Origin of the sequence: Klebsiella sp. K5-306 (assembly GCF_051835185.1) — a bacterium.
Lineage (GTDB): Bacteria > Pseudomonadota > Gammaproteobacteria > Enterobacterales > Enterobacteriaceae > Klebsiella > Klebsiella oxytoca.
This window is the reverse complement of record NZ_JAIFJY010000013.1, coordinates 95,390-111,071: the sequence shown is the minus strand read 5'-3', so window position 1 is coordinate 111,071 and position 15,682 is coordinate 95,390. Positions and strand designations below refer to the sequence as shown.

Genomic DNA, 15,682 nt, shown 5'->3' with positions numbered 1-15,682 from the left:
CTCTTATAAATATATCCAATCTAAAACCACAAAATAGTATTGCTTGAGGCAAAGAACACTAAATGACTTGCTTGTTTCTTGTGTCACCAAATTTAGGATTTTTCGCCATGTGTGTCAATAAGTGCGCTGGGGGCTAATTACCGACCAGGTCAATTTAAGCCTGAAGAATAAAAATAAGGATATTGAGTTAAACACAAAAAGTATTTGTTTTCATATGGTTATTGGTGGGATATGCGTCGATTCTTAAGTGAATATTATATGTTCCAGGATCTTAGCTATTAGCTGTTAAGACTATTCTTAACCGCACTTTCATTCGAAAAAGCAAAAAAACCGAAGAAATTCAAAAAATAAGAAGAAAAAACCAATAATCAACACAAAAATAGTGGTTAATTTCATTAATTAGCGTAAATAATGAAATTATGCTCCGCACGAAAGGTATAGTCGCCGACAAAAAATTTAGCGCGGTGAATCGTAAACAAGCACGAAAAGATTATCTATTCGGTTAAATCGACTCAGAAAGAAGATTTGCACGAACATCCTGAGGCCTTGCTTTGCGCCAGCGGCAATAAAACCGTTGCGGCTAATGTCGCATAAAACGCGGCATCTCTATCAGATGAAATACGTATCATTCTTAATATCGTACGCATAGCGTATTAAAGGTAGGCTGAGTATTTTCAGACGCCGGATTGCCGATGCAAAAATGTGATCTCTGACGGAATTTTTCGTCATCCGTTACGCTGACTCACCGGTTCGTTCACTATTTGTTCGCCTTATTGTCATCTGGCAGTCATATAAAACACCATTAATAGTGCCCAGTTTACTGACGAATCTGGACGCACTTATGAACAGTTCCCTGGCTGCGGTTGCAGAAACCGATTATCAACCGTTTACGCCGCCGTTTATCGACCGGCAGCGTAAGGTCCTGAGCGTACGCAACCTGAGTAAAGCCTGGCGCGCGCAGCAAACCGTACTGGATAGCATCAGTTTCGATCTGCATGCGGGCGAATTGGTTGGCGTGATCGGTCGCTCCGGCGCCGGAAAATCGACGCTTTTGCACGTCATTAACGGTACCCATCGCGCCAGCGGCGGCGAAATCCTCAGCTTCCCGGAAGGAGGGACGCCGCAGGACGTATCAAAGCTGTCCGGGCGGGCGATGAACGCCTGGCGTAGCCAGTGCGGTATGATTTTCCAGGATTTTTGCCTGGTTCCGCGTCTCGACGTGTTGACCAACGTGCTGCTGGGACGCCTGAGCCAAACCTCAACCCTGAAATCATTATTCAAAATCTTCCCCGACGCCGACCGCGCCCGCGCTATCTCCCTGCTGGAATGGATGAATATGCTGCCGCATGCGCTGCAGCGAGCGGAAAATCTCTCCGGCGGCCAGATGCAGCGCGTGGCCATTTGCCGGGCCCTGATGCAAAAACCGGGGATTTTGCTGGCCGATGAACCGGTCGCCTCTCTCGACCCGAAAAATACGCAGCGGATCATGAATGTCCTGCGCGAAATTAGCGAACAGGGCATCAGCGTGATGGTAAACCTGCATTCGGTGGAGCTGGTGCGAGAATACTGCACGCGGGTTATCGGCATAGCCAAAGGCAAGATTATTTTTGACGACCATCCCACGCAGCTGAATCAGGATATTCTGCATCGGCTGTATGGCGATGAAATTAGCCAATTGCATTAATTTCACTCACACGGGCAAAATAATGAAAAAGTACATCACTGGCGCAGTTCGTTTATCCGCAGCGGTTGCAGGCATTATGATGGCGTGGCAGGCAAGCGCTGCTGAACAACCGAAGGAATTAAACCTGGGTATCCTTGGCGGTCAGAACGCAACGCAGCAAATTGGCGACAACCAGTGCGTTAAGCAATTCCTTGATAAAGAGCTGAAGGTCGATACAAAATTACGTAACTCCTCCGACTATTCCGGCGTCATTCAGGGATTACTGGGTGGCAAAGTTGACGTGGTATTAAGTATGTCGCCGTCTTCTTACGCCTCCGTTTATATTAACAATCCGCAAGCGGTCGATATTGTTGGGATTGCCGTAGATGATAAAGACGGGTCCCGCGGCTACCACTCGGTGGTGATTGTCAAAGCGGACAGCCCGTATAAAAAGTTAGAGGATCTGAAGGGCAAAGCGTTTGGCTTCGCCGACCCGGATTCCACTTCCGGCTTTTTAATTCCTAACCACGCCTTTAAACAGCAGTTCGGCGGCACCGCGGATAATAAATATAATAACTTCTTCTCCAGCGTGACCTTCTCCGGCGGCCACGAGCAGGATATTCTCGGCGTGCTGAACGGTCAGTTTGCCGGTGCGGTGACCTGGACCTCCATGGTCGGTGACTATAATAGCGGCTACAGCGTCGGCGCCTTCAACCGCCTGATTCGCATGGATCACCCGGATTTGATGAAGCAAATCCGCATTATCTGGCAATCGCCGCTGATCCCGAACGGCCCGATCCTGGTCAGCAATTCCCTGCCTGCTGATTTTAAGGCCAAAGTCATTACCGCGATTAAAAAGCTGGATACCGAGGATCACGCCTGCTTTATTAAAGCGATGGGCGGCACGCAGCATATCGGCCCGGGCAGCGTGGCTGATTTTCAGCAGATAATTGATATGAAACGCGAACTGGTTAGCGCGCGTTAATCCCACCCTGACGCTGCCGCCCGGCGAGTGTCGCGGGGGGCAGCGACTCGTTGAAGACACAGCGACGCATGAATAACACCCACACCCAATTCGAACGCTACTATCAGCAGGTACGCTCGCGGCAAAAGCGCGATACCTTTAGCGGGTCCCTGCTGCTGCTGGTACTCTATTTTGCCGCCGGCAGCCTGGCCGAGTTTAATCTCCTTACCATCTGGCACTCGCTGCCCAATTTTCTCGATTACCTGTTTGAGACGTTGCCCACGCTGCACATCGCCGATCTGTTTGCCGATTCGCATACTAAGGGCTCTCTGGCTTACTGGGGCTATCGCCTGCCGATTCAGCTACCGCTTATCTGGGAAACGCTGCAGCTGGCGCTGGCGTCGACGCTGGTTGCGGTGGTGATTGCCACCCTGCTGGCGTTCGTTGCCGCTAATAATGCCTGGTCCCCTGCCCCGCTGCGTGTTGCCGTCCGCGTGCTGGTGGCTTTTCTGCGCACCATGCCGGAGCTGGCGTGGGCGGTGATTTTCGTGATGGCTTTTGGTATCGGCGCCATCCCCGGCTTCCTGGCATTAATGCTGCACACTATCGGCAGCCTGACCAAGCTGTTCTATGAAGCGGTAGAGAGCGCCCAGGATAAACCGGTGCGCGGCCTGGCCGCCTGCGGCGCGTCGCATCTGCAGCGTATCCGCTTTGCCCTGTGGCCGCAGGTCAAACCCATCTTCCTCTCATACGGCTTTATGCGCCTCGAAATTAACTTCCGCTCCTCAACCATCCTTGGGCTGGTGGGTGCGGGCGGCATCGGCCAGGAGCTGATGACCAATATCAAACTGGACCGTTACGATCAGGTCAGCATCACGCTGCTGCTGATTATTCTCGTGGTCTCGCTGCTGGATATGCTGTCCGGCCGCCTGCGGCAGTGGGTTCTGGAGGGGAAAAAATGAGACAGTGGCAAAATCAACCGGATATCGCTGCCAGCCGTCGCCAGCATCGGCATTTGTATCAGGCCCAGGGGCGCTATCTGCGCTATATCGGCCTGCTGACGCTGGCCTGCCTGCTCTACTATGTCTGGTTCTTTATGCAGTTCGGCATCAGCGGCGAGCAACTCGCCAGCGGACTGGAGCAAATCAGTCGCTATCTGCTGCGGATGTTCGTCTGGCACGACTTTTTTAACTGGCCGTTCCGCTATTACTTCACGCAAATCGCTATTACCCTGGCGATTGTTTTCGCCGGGACGCTTACCGCGACGGTTATCGCCCTGCTGCTCTCTTTCCTGGCGGCGCGCAACATTATGCGCGGCGTGATTCCGGGGACGATTGCCCTGCTGATGCGCCGGTTGTTCGACGTGCTGCGCGGTATCGATATGGCGATCTGGGGGCTGATTTTTGTCCGCGCGGTGGGGCTCGGGCCGCTGGCCGGGGTACTGGCGATAATCATGCAGGATACCGGGCTGCTGGGGCGTCTGTACGCTGAGGGGCACGAAGCGGTTGAGCGCTCGCCGGGACGCGGGCTGACGGCGGTAGGCGCGAACGGGTTACAGAAGCACCGTTTCAGCATTTTCACGCAATCTTTCCCCACTTTCCTGGCGCTGAGCCTGTATCAAATCGAATCGAATACCCGTTCAGCCGCGGTGCTCGGCTTTGTCGGCGCGGGAGGGATCGGCCTGATTTATGCGGAAAATATGCGTCTGTGGAACTGGGACGTGGTGATGTTTATTACCCTGCTGCTGGTGGCGGTGGTGATGGCGATGGATACGCTGTCCGCCTGGCTGCGCCGCCGCTATATTGGCGGCAGCGTGGTGCCGCTGTTTAAAGCGGATTAGTTTTTTCCGGATCGCGCTGCGCCTCCCCGGGGAAGTCTGATATCACAACATTCCCGGAGGCGGCGCTGCGCAGCTATCCGGGTTACCCAAACTGCACGAAAAAGTAGCCGGGTAAGGCGTTTACGCCCCCCCCGGGGGAAAATCACAGCCGCCACGTCAGTACCGGCCACTGATGCTGCGCATTCGCCGCCGTCAGCTGCGGACACGGGTTGACCAGCCGTACGCGATCGGCGCGCAGGCACAGCGGCAGATCGTTAATCGAATCGGTGTAGAAGGTCACCTCGCCCGAACAGGCGGGATGCGCCGCCAGCCACTGCTCAAGACGCACCACCTTCCCCTGCTGATAGCTCGGCGTACCGGCAATCACTCCGCTATAGCCGCCGTCCACCATCTCGACGTCAATGCCCAGCGCCTGCTCGATGCCCAGCTGCGCCGCGACTGCCTGTACCAGCAGGCTGACCGAGGCTGAGATCACCAGTATCTGCTCGCCCTTTGCCTGTAAAGTCCGAATCAGATCCCAGGCCTGCGGATAAACGCGCGGCATAATTTCTTCACGCACGCAGCGCGCCAGTAGCGCATCCACGTCCTGCTTTGCCACACCAACCAGCGGCGCCTGAATCAGAGCCACATAATCGGCGATATTCATCTCGCCGCGATCGTAATCGTCCATCAGCATCGCTTCCCGCGCCAGGTAATCGGCATCGTTTACCCACCCTTCGCGCACCATAAAGCGGCTCCACAGCGTACTGCTATCGCCCTTAATCAACGTATTATCCAGATCGAAAATGGTCAGCGTTTTACCCATCGTTTATTTTCCTTTATCGGCCACAGCGCCTCGCGCGAGCATGCGCAAGTAAAATGACAGCAGAATGAACCGGGCATAACGAGTCTCCTCTTCTATGCCAGTTATAACTGTTACCCATGTATCCGGTCTAAAGTGTTACCCATGTTTCCGGTTCATACCCTACGCTTATCCGGGCGACTCTCGGATGGATGCGCAGCGCCGCGTCCCTCATTATCCCCGCACGCTCATCACCAGCAGTACGGCTATCAGCAATAGCGGATAAATTCTCACATGCCAGCGATCCGGTAAACGCGCCAGCCAGCGGGAGGCTATTTTTAATCCCAGCCAGCTTCCCGCCACCAGCTGCGCCGCCGCCGATAGCCAGATGTTGCCGATAAACCCATTCGGTAACGCCACCGGCGACAGCCAGGCGAGCAATAGCCAGGTCAGCGTCGCCGTTGCCGCCAGCGGCAGCGTCAGCACGTTGGCCATCGCCGCTGCTTCGGACATCAGCACGCCGCGACGGCGCATCAGAGGAACGGTCATCACGCTTCCCCCCACGCCGAGAAAAGAGGCGATCAGGCCAATGATACCGCCTGTCGTAAGCTCATGTGGCACCGACGGCACCACCCGGCGGGAGGGCGGAGTCATAAATCCGGCGCGAAGGTAGCAATCGGCAACGGTTGCCAGCAGGTAGATAACGAACAGCCAGCGGATCCACTCCCCGCACACCTCAAGCGCCAGCAGCGCGCCGGCGATGCCGCCAACGGCAATGCCGGTGAGCATGGCCCACAGACGACGCCAGCTCAGGGTGCCGGTACGCACGTGCCGCCAGGTCGCCAGCAGCGCGGAACAAAGCATAACCAGCGCCGAAGTGGCGACCGCGATTTGCATCGCCTGCTGTCCGACTGCGCTTTGCGCTCCCCACGCGCCGGTGACCAGTAAATAGAGCAGCGGGACGGTAACGAAACCGCCGCCGAAACCAAAGAGCCAGGTGGTCACGCCGGATAGCATGCCACACAGAAAAAGCCAGTCGCTCATTCGAACTCCTCCACAAAAGGAGGTAACGATATAGAATAACCTCATGGCCGGCTTACGCTTTAAAGCCAATCTATTACGAATTTCAGCCAGGGCAACTTTTTATGCGCAACGTTGCGATTAATGACGTCGATCATCTGCCTCGCCGGGTGCTGGCGCTGGGCAGCGACTACCCGCCCAATACGCTGCTGGAGCGCCACAGCCACCGCCGGGCGCAGTTTCTGTACGCGATGAACGGGTTAATGAAGGTCGAAACGGATGACGGCCAGTGGCTGGTCCCGCCGTTCAGCGGAGTATGGATCCCGGCGACAAAACCGCATCGCGTCTGGATGCCCGGCGTCAGCACCCACAGCCTGTATATTGATGCGCAGGTCGCCCCGCGTGATAGCGAGCGCTGCGAAGTGTTACAGGTTTCTCCGCTGACCCATCAGCTCCTGCTGGCCGCCTGCCAGCTGCCGCTGCTGTATGAAGAGAGCGGGCGCGATGCCGCCCTGATTGCGCTCCTGCTCCATGAACTGGGCGCCGCCGCGCCGCTGCCGATGTTTACCCCGCTCCCGCAGAACAGCCACCTCGCGGCGCTATGCGGCGATTTTCAGCGACAGCCCAGTATCCGCAGCACGCCGCAGCAGTGGGCGCAAAAGCTGAGCAAAAGCGTACGCACCTTTAATCGTCTGTTTCGCCGGGAGACCGGGATGGCGTTTTGCGACTGGCGCCAGCAGGCGTGCCTGATGTACGCCATGACGGCGCTGCGTGAAGGGGATTCGATTACCGAAGTCGCGCTGAGTCTGGGCTATGAGTATCCGGCCGCCTTTACCGCGATGTTCCGCAAAGCGATGGGCTATTCGCCGATGGCCTTTATCCGCCAGATCAACGGCGGACCGGCAAACGCCAGTCCGCAATAATCGCGACTTACTCTGCTGCGCGATTCAGCCAGTCGAACAGATTATCCACCGAAAGCTGCGCGGGCGCGCGCGTTGCTGGCTGCCCCGCTTTAAGCAGCAGCAACGTCGGCAGGCCGCGCACGCCGAGCGTGGTCGCCAGATCCTGATGCTGGTCGGCATCCAGATAGCGCGTATCCAGTTGAGCAATTCGCGAGCTGAGTTTCTCATGCGCCAGCAGTTGCCAGAGCTTGCGGCAGTGCACGCAGCGCTCCGCGCCTACGAACAGCAGCACGGGCCTTTTACTCTCCAGCTCGCTCGCCGCGCTTATCGGCGTGAACGCGCTTTCCGCGACGCGGAACAGCTTCGGACTGCGGCGCAGGGTATCGTTATCGGTTGCCACGCACAGCGCATCGGCGCTCTTACTGTACGGCTGTACGCCCGCCACCCGCACCACGCTTTGCGCCGGTCCCGCTGCCGCCGCACCGGGCTGGCGCAGGGTTCGTACATCGACCGCCGCAATCGGCGTCTCCTGCGGCTGCGCCAGCTGCGGGATCCAGGCGTAGGGAATGCGGTAGGCGCGATAGACCATATTGTTGTTCAGCGTCTTGCCCCAGAACGGCGAAAGATATTCCCAGACAATTTCGTGATCGCGGGTCACTTCAAAAATGCGCCCGTTCGATCCTTCGTTAATCAGGGTATTGCCGTTTTCCAGGCGCTGCATATTGCTGATGTACGGGCTGTAAAAGCGGTACGAATCGGTCGGCTGCGGCAAATCCGCTTCATAAGGCGAATAGCGCCATTCGATATCAAGGGTCAGCGGATTGATCTCCAGGATCCGGGAGTAATCGCGCCAGGCGTTTTTCACTCCGTCCGCCGATGCCGGATTCGGCGCGCCGTATCCGGCCCAGCCGCCGTTATCGAAAATCAGGATATTGCCCGCGCCCGGTAGCCCCTGCGGGATCATATGCGCATGATGCTGGCCGATAATCCAGCCGATGTGTTTCAACTCCGGTTTGCTGTAGTCCGGGCCCAGCTGCCAGACGATCTTGCCGCTCTGTTTGTCGATAATGGCGATAATGTTGGATTCACGGGCGTCCCAGATAATGTTGTCGGGATGAAAACGCGCATCGCCAGCGTCATACCACTTATTCGGCCCCAGCGCCGACATCGAATTGATATGCATCCAGTCGCCCATTCCACCGCCGCTGGCGCGCATATTCGGATTGTTGTAGAGCGCGGTACGCGCCGCGTCGTCGAAACCCAGCTCGTGGAAATGGTCGCTGCAGCGCCACTCCCACACCACGTTGCCCTGCCAGTCAACTTCAATAATGGTGTCGTCCAGCAGCAGCTTGTCGGTGATCGCTTCGTTCAGCAGGTTGGTATGGGCGAGGATCAGGGTATTGCCGCCATCCACCTGCGGCTCCAGCCCCGGCGCGTAATAGCCCACCGGATTGCCTGCCCGCTGATAGTCGTGATGAGCTCGCGCCATCCAGCGCGTTTCATTGCCGGGATCGCTCACCTGCTCATAGCGATCGAATTTCCAGGTCACATTGCCTTCCCAGTCCACCTGGATCAGATCGAGCATATCCTGCATGCCGTAGCGCGGATCGCGCTCGCCGCTGTGGCCAAGGATGGCGCCGCCGGGCAGGATTTTATTGGGAAATCCATGCAGTTCAGGCCATTCGCGTACCACGTGACCGTTCATATCCACCAGCACCGCGCCGTGTTCGGTGGCCTGGAAAAGGGTGTAGCCGCTCCAGGCGCGCTGCGGATCGTAGAGGGTGGCGCCGGTCGGGAAGACGGAGGGGTGTCCCATAAGTTGCTCCTTACATTAAAGAATCAGGCAGAAGTAATCAGATTGCGTATCTGGCGGCAGGCGGCGGTAAACGCGGCATCGTCGCGCTGGCGCGGATGGGGCAGCGCCAGGCTTACCACTTCCCGTATCCGCCCCGGACGCGGCGAGAGCACAACGACCCGGTCGGCCAGGGCGACGGCTTCTTCCACATCGTGCGTCACCAGCAGCGTGGTGGTTCCCGCGCGCTGATGTATCTGTAAAAGTTCCTGCTGCAGGGTATGGCGCGTCAGGGCATCCAGCGCGCCGAAAGGCTCATCGAGCATCAGAATCTGCGGACGGGCCACCAGGCCGCGGGCAATGGCGACCCGCTGGGCCATACCGCCGGAGAGCTGCGCGGGCAGCGCGTTGGCGAATTCGCTGAGCTGCACGCGTTCCAGCATTTCCAGCGCCCGCTGGCGCTTCTCCGCCCGGCTGAGCTTTTCATCCGCCAGACCGAGCATCACGTTGTCGATCACCTTCAGCCACGGAAACAGGCGCGGCTCCTGAAATACGATGCCGCGCTCTTTGCCCACGCCGGTGACCGGCTCGCCGTTAATGCGAATTTCGCCCTGGGTCGCTGACTCCAGGCCTACCAGCATCCGCAGCAGCGTCGATTTACCGCAGCCGCTGCTGCCCACCAGCGCCACCAGTTCACCGGCGGCGATATCCAGGCTGAAATTCTGTAGCGCCGTTACCTGTTGCCAGGATTTACGCACGTGGCGAAAAGAGACCAGAGTTGAAGAGGTCATAGCTGCTCCTGTTGACGCCAGCGGGTGGCGCGCATTTCCAGTAAACGTCCGGCTTTATCCAGCGCCGCGCCGGTGATACCGACCAGCACCATGCCGCAGAGAATGGTGGGCATATCCAGCAGCTGCTGGGCGTTGATCATCAGGCTGCCGATGCCGACGCCGGAGGACATGAAATATTCCGCGCCGATATTGCCAAGCCAGGCGTAAATCAGCGCCAGCCGTAGACCGGCGAAGATCCCCGGCGCCGCGCCGGGAAGAATAACCCTGCGCAGGCGCGCTAATTCGCCCAGGCGCAGTACCCTGGCCACTTCATCGAGCTGCGGGTTACGCTGCAGCACGGCCTGCAGCGTGCTGAAGAACATCGGAAAGAACGACGCCAGCGCGATAAAGACGATTTTGCCGCCGTTATCGTTGCCCACCCATGCGGTCAGCAGCGGTAGCCAGGCAAACAGGGCGATATGGCGCAGCACGTTTAACGTGGGCGTGAAGATTTGCCCGGCGCGCGGGCGCAGCGCCAGCAGCAGTCCGCAGAGCAGGCCGCCCGTAATCCCCAGCGCGCCGCCGACAAAGGCCCGTCCGAGACTGGCCAACATCGCCGTAGTCAGCTCCCCGCTCAGGATGCCCTGAATAAAGCGCACCGCTACCGCCAGCGGCGAAGAGAACAAGGCTTCATCAATCCAGCCTGACTGGCAGGCCAGCTGCCACAGCGCCAGCAGAACTAACGGCAGCTGCAGCGCCCGCCAGCTGGCCTGCGGTTTCCACGCCAGGCGTCCGGCGGCAGGCTGCGGCCAGAACACCAGCCGGGAACAGGCCCGGTTCGCCGCCCACTCCATCAGCATGCCGCTCAGGCCAACCACCGCAATGGTGACGAAGACGATATCCAGCTGAAACAGCTGACGACCCCAGACCATCAGGTAGCCAATACCTTCCGAAGAAGCCAGCAGTTCCACGACGATAAGCGACACCCAGGCCTGCGATAGCGCCAGACGCAGGCCGGTAAACCAGCCCGGCAGGCTTGCCGGGATCACCAGCCAGCGCAGCCGCTGCCAGCGGGAAAAATTCATTACTCTTGCGGCTTCGCTCAGGGTCAACGGCACGCCGGCCACCGCCTGCTGCGTATTAATGGTCATCGGTACTACGGTGGTTTTGACGATCACCGCCAGCTTGAGGCCGTTATCGATCCCGAACAGCACCATAAACAGCGGGATCCAGCCGAGCGTCGGGATTTGCGCCAGCGCGTAAAACAGCGGTTCCACCCGCTGCGCGGCGGCCGGCACCAGGCCGAACAGCGCCCCGAGCAGCGTGCCTGCGATGGCGCCCAGCAGCAGGCCAAGCGCCAGATGCTGAAGGCTGAATCCCCACTGCGCCAGTAGATCGCCGCTCAGCAGCGACAGGGCGGTATCGGCAACCACCGACGGCGCGGGCAAAATTTGCTCCGGCATCCATCCCTCGCGCGCGGCGATGTACCACAGCAGCAGCAGTAACGCAGGCAGCAGCCACGGCCAGCCGTTAAGCCTGAACCCCGGCCTGCCGGGAGCATCCGTTCTTAAGATCATCTGTGACATTTCGGTCCACTTTTCAGTCAGTCATGTCGCTATCAAAACGTGCCTCACGCTTCGCCGCCATTGCGTAAGGCGAATAATCCCGATGCATCAAATGCATTTCAGCCTGGCGGGCACGCGGCTTCTGATTTAGCTTTTTTTCGGCAATGCTTGGCGAATAAAAGCATTTAACACGTTACCCGTCGGCTCTTTAGGGTGAGAAAAAACTCAAGGGAGCAACACGTTATGATGAAAGCAATATTCAACCGCACCTTGCTGGCGCTGGTCGCGGTCATCGGCCTGGCGTCCAGCGTCCAGGCCGAAACGCTACGCACTATCCGCATCGGCGTGCCGGACCAGAGCGCGGGCAGTAAACCCTTTATTGAGGGGCCGGTCGGCATGGCGTTTATCCGCCATCAGTTGGAAGAGGTGTTTAAGCCGCAGGGCGTGGAAGTGCAGTGGCAGTTTTTCAAAGGCGCCGGTCCGGCGGTAAATGAAGCGTTAGCCAACCGCCAGCTGGATTTTGTCTACCTCGGCGATCTGGCGGCGATTATCGGTAAGGCCAACGGGCTGCCGACGCGCCTGCTGCTGGGCAGCCGGGGTTCGGAATCTTACCTCGCGGTGACCAAAGCTTCCGGGATTAAAACCCTCGCCGATCTGAAAGGCAAACGGGTGGCGGTTTATCGCGGCACGGCGGACCAGCTGGCCTTTGACCGGGCGCTGCAAACCGTCGGCCTCAACGAGCGCAGCCTGCAGGTGATCAACCTCGACTGGAACGCCGGCAAAGCGGCGCTGGCGGCCGGTCGCGTCGATGCGGTGTGGGGCGGCGTTTCGCTGCTGGCGCTACGCGGCGATAAGATTGATGTGGTCGTCAAAAGCGGTGACTCCGGCCGCCAGAACACCACTCAGGCCGGGTTCCTCGGCACGCAGACGTTTATAGACGCCTGGCCGCAGGCGACCCAGCAGATCGTTAACGTGTTGGTGAAGAACGCCGCTGAAATCAGTGACCCGGCCAATCGCGACGCCTGGTCCGCCGAGATGGCGCAGCAGAGCCAGATCCCGCAGGCGCTGTTTCTCGAAGAGCTGCAGCCGCAGGATCTGAACTTTACCACCTCGCCGCGCATCGACCCGTTCCTGACCGCCAGCTTTAGCAGCAGCGTCGGGCAGGCTCACTCGGGCCGCCTGATCCGCAGCGCTTTCGACGTCAGCCAGTGGGTGGACGGCCAGTTTGTCGAGCGGGCGCTGAAAGCCCAGCAGCTGGAAAATCGCTGGCCGCAGTACGATGCCCAAGGCCAGGCGAAAAACGCCGGTTAACTCCCTTCCTCCTGGGCCAGCAGCTGCAGCTGATGCTGACGATCGGTATGGAGGATCATCTCTATCAGTTTCGCAACCAGCGGCGGCTGAGCCGCATGAACCGGAGAGATAATGGCAAACCGGGTCTGCATCAGCCGCCACTCTTCAGGCAGATCGCTGAGCTCCAGCTTAACCAGCCGATGGCTGTGCTGGCATAGCGCGAAGCCATCCTCGCTGGCGAAGCTAATCGCATTGGTTCGCGCCAGGGTCGAAAGCAGCGCGTAGATATGGTCGCACTGAATCGCCGGCGCGAAGTCCTGCTGCTGGCTGAGGGTCGCCAGCACTTTGCGCACGCCCGGCGGCAGATAGGGTGCCGCAAAGGGGTAACGCAGCATCGCCTGAATAGAGACCGGACCCTGTTTTGCCAGCGGATGCCCGGCATGGCAGACGAAAAAGCAGCGCTGCGGGCTGAGTGGCTGAACGCGCAGCTGCGGGTCGAGCTCTGCCTGCCAGCTGTCGGCGACGACAAAAGGATAGCTCTGGGAGGTGAGCGCCTGATGCAGAGCCAGCCAGTTATCAATCTGAAAGCGCACCTTCGCCTGCGGCAAAAGACGATGAAACTCGCCGATGGCAGCCGGAATCAGCCTCGCGGCGGGGGCCGGGCCGCAGCCAAAGGCGACCTCGCCGGTTTGCGCATCGTCCGCTTCGCGCAGCTGGCTGCTGAGCTCGACGTTAAGTTCCTGAAAACGGCGGGCGTAAGGCAGCAGCTTTTGCCCATGCAGAGTGAGCGTCGGTAGCTTGCTCTGCCGGTCAAATAAAGGATGCCCGACGCTCTGCTCCAGCGCCTGGATGCTGCGGCTGAATGCCGACTGCGACAGGCACACCGCCTCGGCCGCGCGATTAAAACTGCCGTACTCAACGAGCGCCACAAAGTTGCGCAGTTGGCGAAAATCCAGATGCATTAGCCCGCCCCACTCTCTCTCTTATTCCTCAAAAGTACTGGAGGGGAGCCTGGCGGCGCAATGGCGGGATGATGAGGATCTTTCACCTTGAAGTGAATCTGCCCGGTTGCGTCACACGCGAATATTTGTGAAATATTGTTTCACGGAGAAAAAATTTATTAATACGATAAGTTCAGGTTGGCGTTAAATAATGCGCGTTATTTTCACTGCACGATCCTGCCCCTATTAATTACGTAAGGTTTCGTAAATTTTGCGTTTGGTCATTCTGAGGCCGTAGCGAATCGGCTATAAAATATCACGGCCCGTTTTCAGTGACGAAAAACAATGATATGAAGCCCAGACTCTCTCACGCGCTACTGTTTGTTCCTTTTTTGCTTTTGGCAGGATGTTCATCCTCATCGAAACCGCATAAAACCGCCGCCCAGAGTAGTCACTCGACCATCGACGGGGGTTCAGACGATCTGATCCCGGTGATCGCCGCGCTGCACGATCAAATGCATACCTGGGAGGGAACGCCCTACGAATGGGGCGGGACGGAGCAAAGCGGCGTCGACTGCTCCGGGTTTGTCTGGCGCACGCTCAAAGATCGCTTCAACCTGCCGATGGAGCGCATTACGACGCGCGAGCTTCTGCATATGGGCGAGCGCGTAAGCCCGCGGCAGCTGCGGCCGGGAGATTTAGTCTTCTTCCGTATTAAAGGCGGCATGCACGTCGGTTTCTATGATACCGACCGTAATTTTCTTCATGCCTCCACCAGCCAGGGCGTGATGCGCTCTTCGCTGGATAATCCATACTGGCAATCGGTATTCTACCAGGCTCGCCGCCTGCCGAAGGAATATAACGCCCAGATAACCATGAATAACGATAATCTGCATCTGGCAAAAAATCGTTAATCACTCATAACAAAGCCGCCCTGTCACCACGGCGGCTTTGTTGTCTGTTAGCTGTTAACTTATCAGAACTGATAGGTCATACCGACAGCAACGATATCATCATCGTTGATGCCGAGCTTATTATCGCTCTTCAGCTGGTTAATTTTGTAATCCACAAAGGCATTCATATTTTTGTTGAAGTAATACGTCACGCCAACATCAATATAGTTGACCAGATCTTCGCTGCCTACGCCCTCAATATCCTTACCTTTTGACAGCACGTAGCCCAGGGACGGACGCAGTCCGAAATCGAACTGGTACTGCGCCACGGCTTCGAAGTTCTGCGCTTTATTGGCAAAACCGCCGCTGATTGGCGTCATTTTGCGGGTTTCTGAGTACATGGTCGCCAGGTAAATATTGTTGGCGTCATATTTCAGGCCGGTTGCCCAGGCTTCCGCTTTTTTACCCGTACCGCGAGACAGCAGGTTCTGGTCGTTCGTGCGATCGGAGCTGGTATAGGCCGCGCTGACGGCAAAGTCGCTGCCGCCGAAGTCGTAGCTTAGGGCGGTACCGAAACCGTCGCCGTTCTGTTTCTTCGCGTCGCGACCTTCGTTTTTGCCCTGATATTGCAGGGTCAGATTCAGGCCATCTACCACGCCGAAGAAATCGGTGTTGCGCCAGGTGGCCAGGCCGCTGGCGCGTTTGGTCATAAAGTTATCGGTCTGAGCGGAAGAGTCGCCGCCGAATTCCGGGAACATATCGGTCCAGGCTTCGACGTCGTACAGCGCGCCGAGGTTACGACCATAGTCGAATGAGCCGTAGTTTTTCACTTTCACCCCGGCGAACGCCAGACGCGTTTTCTGCGTGGAGTCGCTTTCGGTTTTGTTGCCGGAGAACTCCGATTCCCAACGGCCGTAGCCGGTCAGATCGTCGTTAATCTGCGTTTCACCTTTAATGCCGAAACGAACGTAAGTCTGATCGCCATCTTTGCTGTCATAGTCGCTCATATAGTGCATCGCTTTGACTTTGCCGTAGACGTCCAGTTTATTACCGTTTTTATTATAAACTTCTGCCGCCTGGGTAGCCGAAGAAGCAATAAGACCCATCATCATTAATGCCAGTGAGCTCTTTTTCATTATTCAGTCCTGGTAATTTATTTATACGCGCTAATCAATTCCGGGCGGAAGCCCTGTCAAAAACTGCAGGTTTTTTAACGCTCTAATATTAAAAATTTATGACAACATGGAACTTTTACTTAAAA

Annotated in this window: 14 protein-coding genes; 7 read left to right on the top strand and 7 right to left on the bottom strand. The window is 57.5% G+C overall.

The features are described 5' to 3' along the window. Positions 1 to 841 precede the first annotated feature (841 nt). The 4 genes from phnC (at position 842) to phnE (K2184_RS19625) (ending at position 4,467) form a co-directional block, all read left to right on the top strand. Complete coding sequence (gene phnC / locus K2184_RS19640) at positions 842 to 1,684, top strand: phosphonate ABC transporter ATP-binding protein (RefSeq protein ID WP_163525384.1); 843 nt, start codon at positions 842 to 844, stop codon at positions 1,682 to 1,684. A gap of 22 nt (positions 1,685 to 1,706) precedes the next feature. After that, on the top strand, positions 1,707 to 2,648 hold the full coding sequence (gene phnD / locus K2184_RS19635; protein WP_026056037.1) for a phosphonate ABC transporter substrate-binding protein: 942 nt from the start codon (positions 1,707 to 1,709) through the stop codon (positions 2,646 to 2,648). Positions 2,649 to 2,716: 68 nt separating this feature from the next. After that, the gene (gene phnE / locus K2184_RS19630; RefSeq protein ID WP_004099314.1) at positions 2,717 to 3,589 is read left to right on the top strand and encodes a phosphonate ABC transporter, permease protein PhnE; all 873 of its coding nucleotides are present in this window, start codon (positions 2,717 to 2,719) and stop codon (positions 3,587 to 3,589) included. Continuing rightward, positions 3,586 to 4,467 carry a phosphonate ABC transporter, permease protein PhnE gene (gene phnE, locus K2184_RS19625; RefSeq protein WP_004099313.1) on the top strand — a complete coding sequence of 294 codons (882 nt, stop codon included), beginning with the start codon at positions 3,586 to 3,588 and terminating at the stop codon, positions 4,465 to 4,467. The genes phnE (K2184_RS19630) and phnE (K2184_RS19625) overlap by 4 nt, the downstream gene beginning before the upstream one ends. A 142-nt stretch (positions 4,468 to 4,609) precedes the next feature. Here the strand turns inward: phnE (K2184_RS19625) and K2184_RS19620 are convergent, their stop codons facing one another. Together K2184_RS19620 and K2184_RS19615 are read right to left on the bottom strand one after the other, a co-directional pair. Further along, positions 4,610 to 5,272 carry an HAD family hydrolase gene (locus K2184_RS19620; protein ID WP_017146543.1) on the bottom strand — a complete coding sequence of 221 codons (663 nt, stop codon included), beginning with the start codon at positions 5,270 to 5,272 and terminating at the stop codon, positions 4,610 to 4,612. 210 nt (positions 5,273 to 5,482) lie between these two features. After that, entirely contained in the window at positions 5,483 to 6,292 is an 810-nt protein-coding gene (locus K2184_RS19615) for a sulfite exporter TauE/SafE family protein (protein WP_439237771.1), read from the bottom strand. Positions 6,293 to 6,393: 101 nt separating this feature from the next. Between K2184_RS19615 and K2184_RS19610 the strand changes: the two genes are divergently transcribed. Next, complete coding sequence (locus K2184_RS19610; protein ID WP_004110905.1) at positions 6,394 to 7,191, top strand: AraC family transcriptional regulator; 798 nt, start codon at positions 6,394 to 6,396, stop codon at positions 7,189 to 7,191. Positions 7,192 to 7,198: 7 nt separating this feature from the next. Here the strand turns inward: K2184_RS19610 and K2184_RS19605 are convergent, their stop codons facing one another. Genes K2184_RS19605 through K2184_RS19595 form a run of 3 tightly spaced genes read right to left on the bottom strand, consistent with a single transcriptional unit; the run spans position 7,199 to position 11,318 of the window. Beyond that, positions 7,199 to 8,986, bottom strand: a complete 1,788-nt coding sequence (locus K2184_RS19605; RefSeq protein ID WP_163525387.1) for an aryl-sulfate sulfotransferase — start codon at positions 8,984 to 8,986, stop codon at positions 7,199 to 7,201. Positions 8,987 to 9,009: 23 nt separating this feature from the next. Then, on the bottom strand, positions 9,010 to 9,753 hold the full coding sequence (locus K2184_RS19600) for an ABC transporter ATP-binding protein (RefSeq protein ID WP_004099303.1): 744 nt from the start codon (positions 9,751 to 9,753) through the stop codon (positions 9,010 to 9,012). After that, complete coding sequence (locus tag K2184_RS19595; RefSeq protein WP_004099302.1) at positions 9,750 to 11,318, bottom strand: ABC transporter permease; 1,569 nt, start codon at positions 11,316 to 11,318, stop codon at positions 9,750 to 9,752. Before K2184_RS19595 ends, K2184_RS19600 begins: the two co-directional genes overlap by 4 nt. Positions 11,319 to 11,540: 222 nt before the next feature. Between K2184_RS19595 and K2184_RS19590 the strand changes: the two genes are divergently transcribed. Beyond that, on the top strand, positions 11,541 to 12,608 hold the full coding sequence (locus tag K2184_RS19590) for an ABC transporter substrate-binding protein (protein ID WP_017146546.1): 1,068 nt from the start codon (positions 11,541 to 11,543) through the stop codon (positions 12,606 to 12,608). Here K2184_RS19590 and K2184_RS19585 read toward each other — a convergent pair. Next, complete coding sequence (locus K2184_RS19585; RefSeq protein WP_163525389.1) at positions 12,605 to 13,549, bottom strand: LysR family transcriptional regulator; 945 nt, start codon at positions 13,547 to 13,549, stop codon at positions 12,605 to 12,607. The two genes, K2184_RS19590 and K2184_RS19585, sit on opposite strands and share 4 nt — an antisense overlap. 329 nt (positions 13,550 to 13,878) lie before the next feature. Between K2184_RS19585 and K2184_RS19580 the strand changes: the two genes are divergently transcribed. Continuing rightward, the gene (locus tag K2184_RS19580; RefSeq protein ID WP_004099299.1) at positions 13,879 to 14,442 is read left to right on the top strand and encodes a C40 family peptidase; all 564 of its coding nucleotides are present in this window, start codon (positions 13,879 to 13,881) and stop codon (positions 14,440 to 14,442) included. A gap of 62 nt (positions 14,443 to 14,504) precedes the next feature. Here the strand turns inward: K2184_RS19580 and phoE are convergent, their stop codons facing one another. Beyond that, positions 14,505 to 15,557 carry a phosphoporin PhoE gene (phoE, locus tag K2184_RS19575; protein WP_004099298.1) on the bottom strand — a complete coding sequence of 351 codons (1,053 nt, stop codon included), beginning with the start codon at positions 15,555 to 15,557 and terminating at the stop codon, positions 14,505 to 14,507. Positions 15,558 to 15,682: the final 125 nt, after the last annotated feature.

Excerpts from the sequence above, each read along its gene's own strand:
- K2184_RS19590 (WP_017146546.1), top strand. The coding sequence starts at position 11,541 with ATGATGAAAGCAATATTCAACCGCACCTTGCTGGCGCTGGTCGCGGTC.
- K2184_RS19585 (WP_163525389.1), bottom strand. The coding sequence starts at position 13,549 with ATGCATCTGGATTTTCGCCAACTGCGCAACTTTGTGGCGCTCGTTGAG.
- phnD (WP_026056037.1), top strand. The coding sequence starts at position 1,707 with ATGAAAAAGTACATCACTGGCGCAGTTCGTTTATCCGCAGCGGTTGCA.
- K2184_RS19615 (WP_439237771.1), bottom strand. The coding sequence starts at position 6,292 with ATGAGCGACTGGCTTTTTCTGTGTGGCATGCTATCCGGCGTGACCACC.
- phnC (WP_163525384.1), top strand. The coding sequence starts at position 842 with ATGAACAGTTCCCTGGCTGCGGTTGCAGAAACCGATTATCAACCGTTT.
- phnE (WP_004099313.1), top strand. The coding sequence starts at position 3,586 with ATGAGACAGTGGCAAAATCAACCGGATATCGCTGCCAGCCGTCGCCAG.
- K2184_RS19620 (WP_017146543.1), bottom strand. The coding sequence starts at position 5,272 with ATGGGTAAAACGCTGACCATTTTCGATCTGGATAATACGTTGATTAAG.
- K2184_RS19580 (WP_004099299.1), top strand. The coding sequence starts at position 13,879 with ATGAAGCCCAGACTCTCTCACGCGCTACTGTTTGTTCCTTTTTTGCTT.
- K2184_RS19600 (WP_004099303.1), bottom strand. The coding sequence starts at position 9,753 with ATGACCTCTTCAACTCTGGTCTCTTTTCGCCACGTGCGTAAATCCTGG.
- K2184_RS19610 (WP_004110905.1), top strand. The coding sequence starts at position 6,394 with ATGCGCAACGTTGCGATTAATGACGTCGATCATCTGCCTCGCCGGGTG.
- phnE (WP_004099314.1), top strand. The coding sequence starts at position 2,717 with ATGAATAACACCCACACCCAATTCGAACGCTACTATCAGCAGGTACGC.
- K2184_RS19595 (WP_004099302.1), bottom strand. The coding sequence starts at position 11,318 with ATGTCACAGATGATCTTAAGAACGGATGCTCCCGGCAGGCCGGGGTTC.
- K2184_RS19605 (WP_163525387.1), bottom strand. The coding sequence starts at position 8,986 with ATGGGACACCCCTCCGTCTTCCCGACCGGCGCCACCCTCTACGATCCG.
- phoE (WP_004099298.1), bottom strand. The coding sequence starts at position 15,557 with ATGAAAAAGAGCTCACTGGCATTAATGATGATGGGTCTTATTGCTTCT.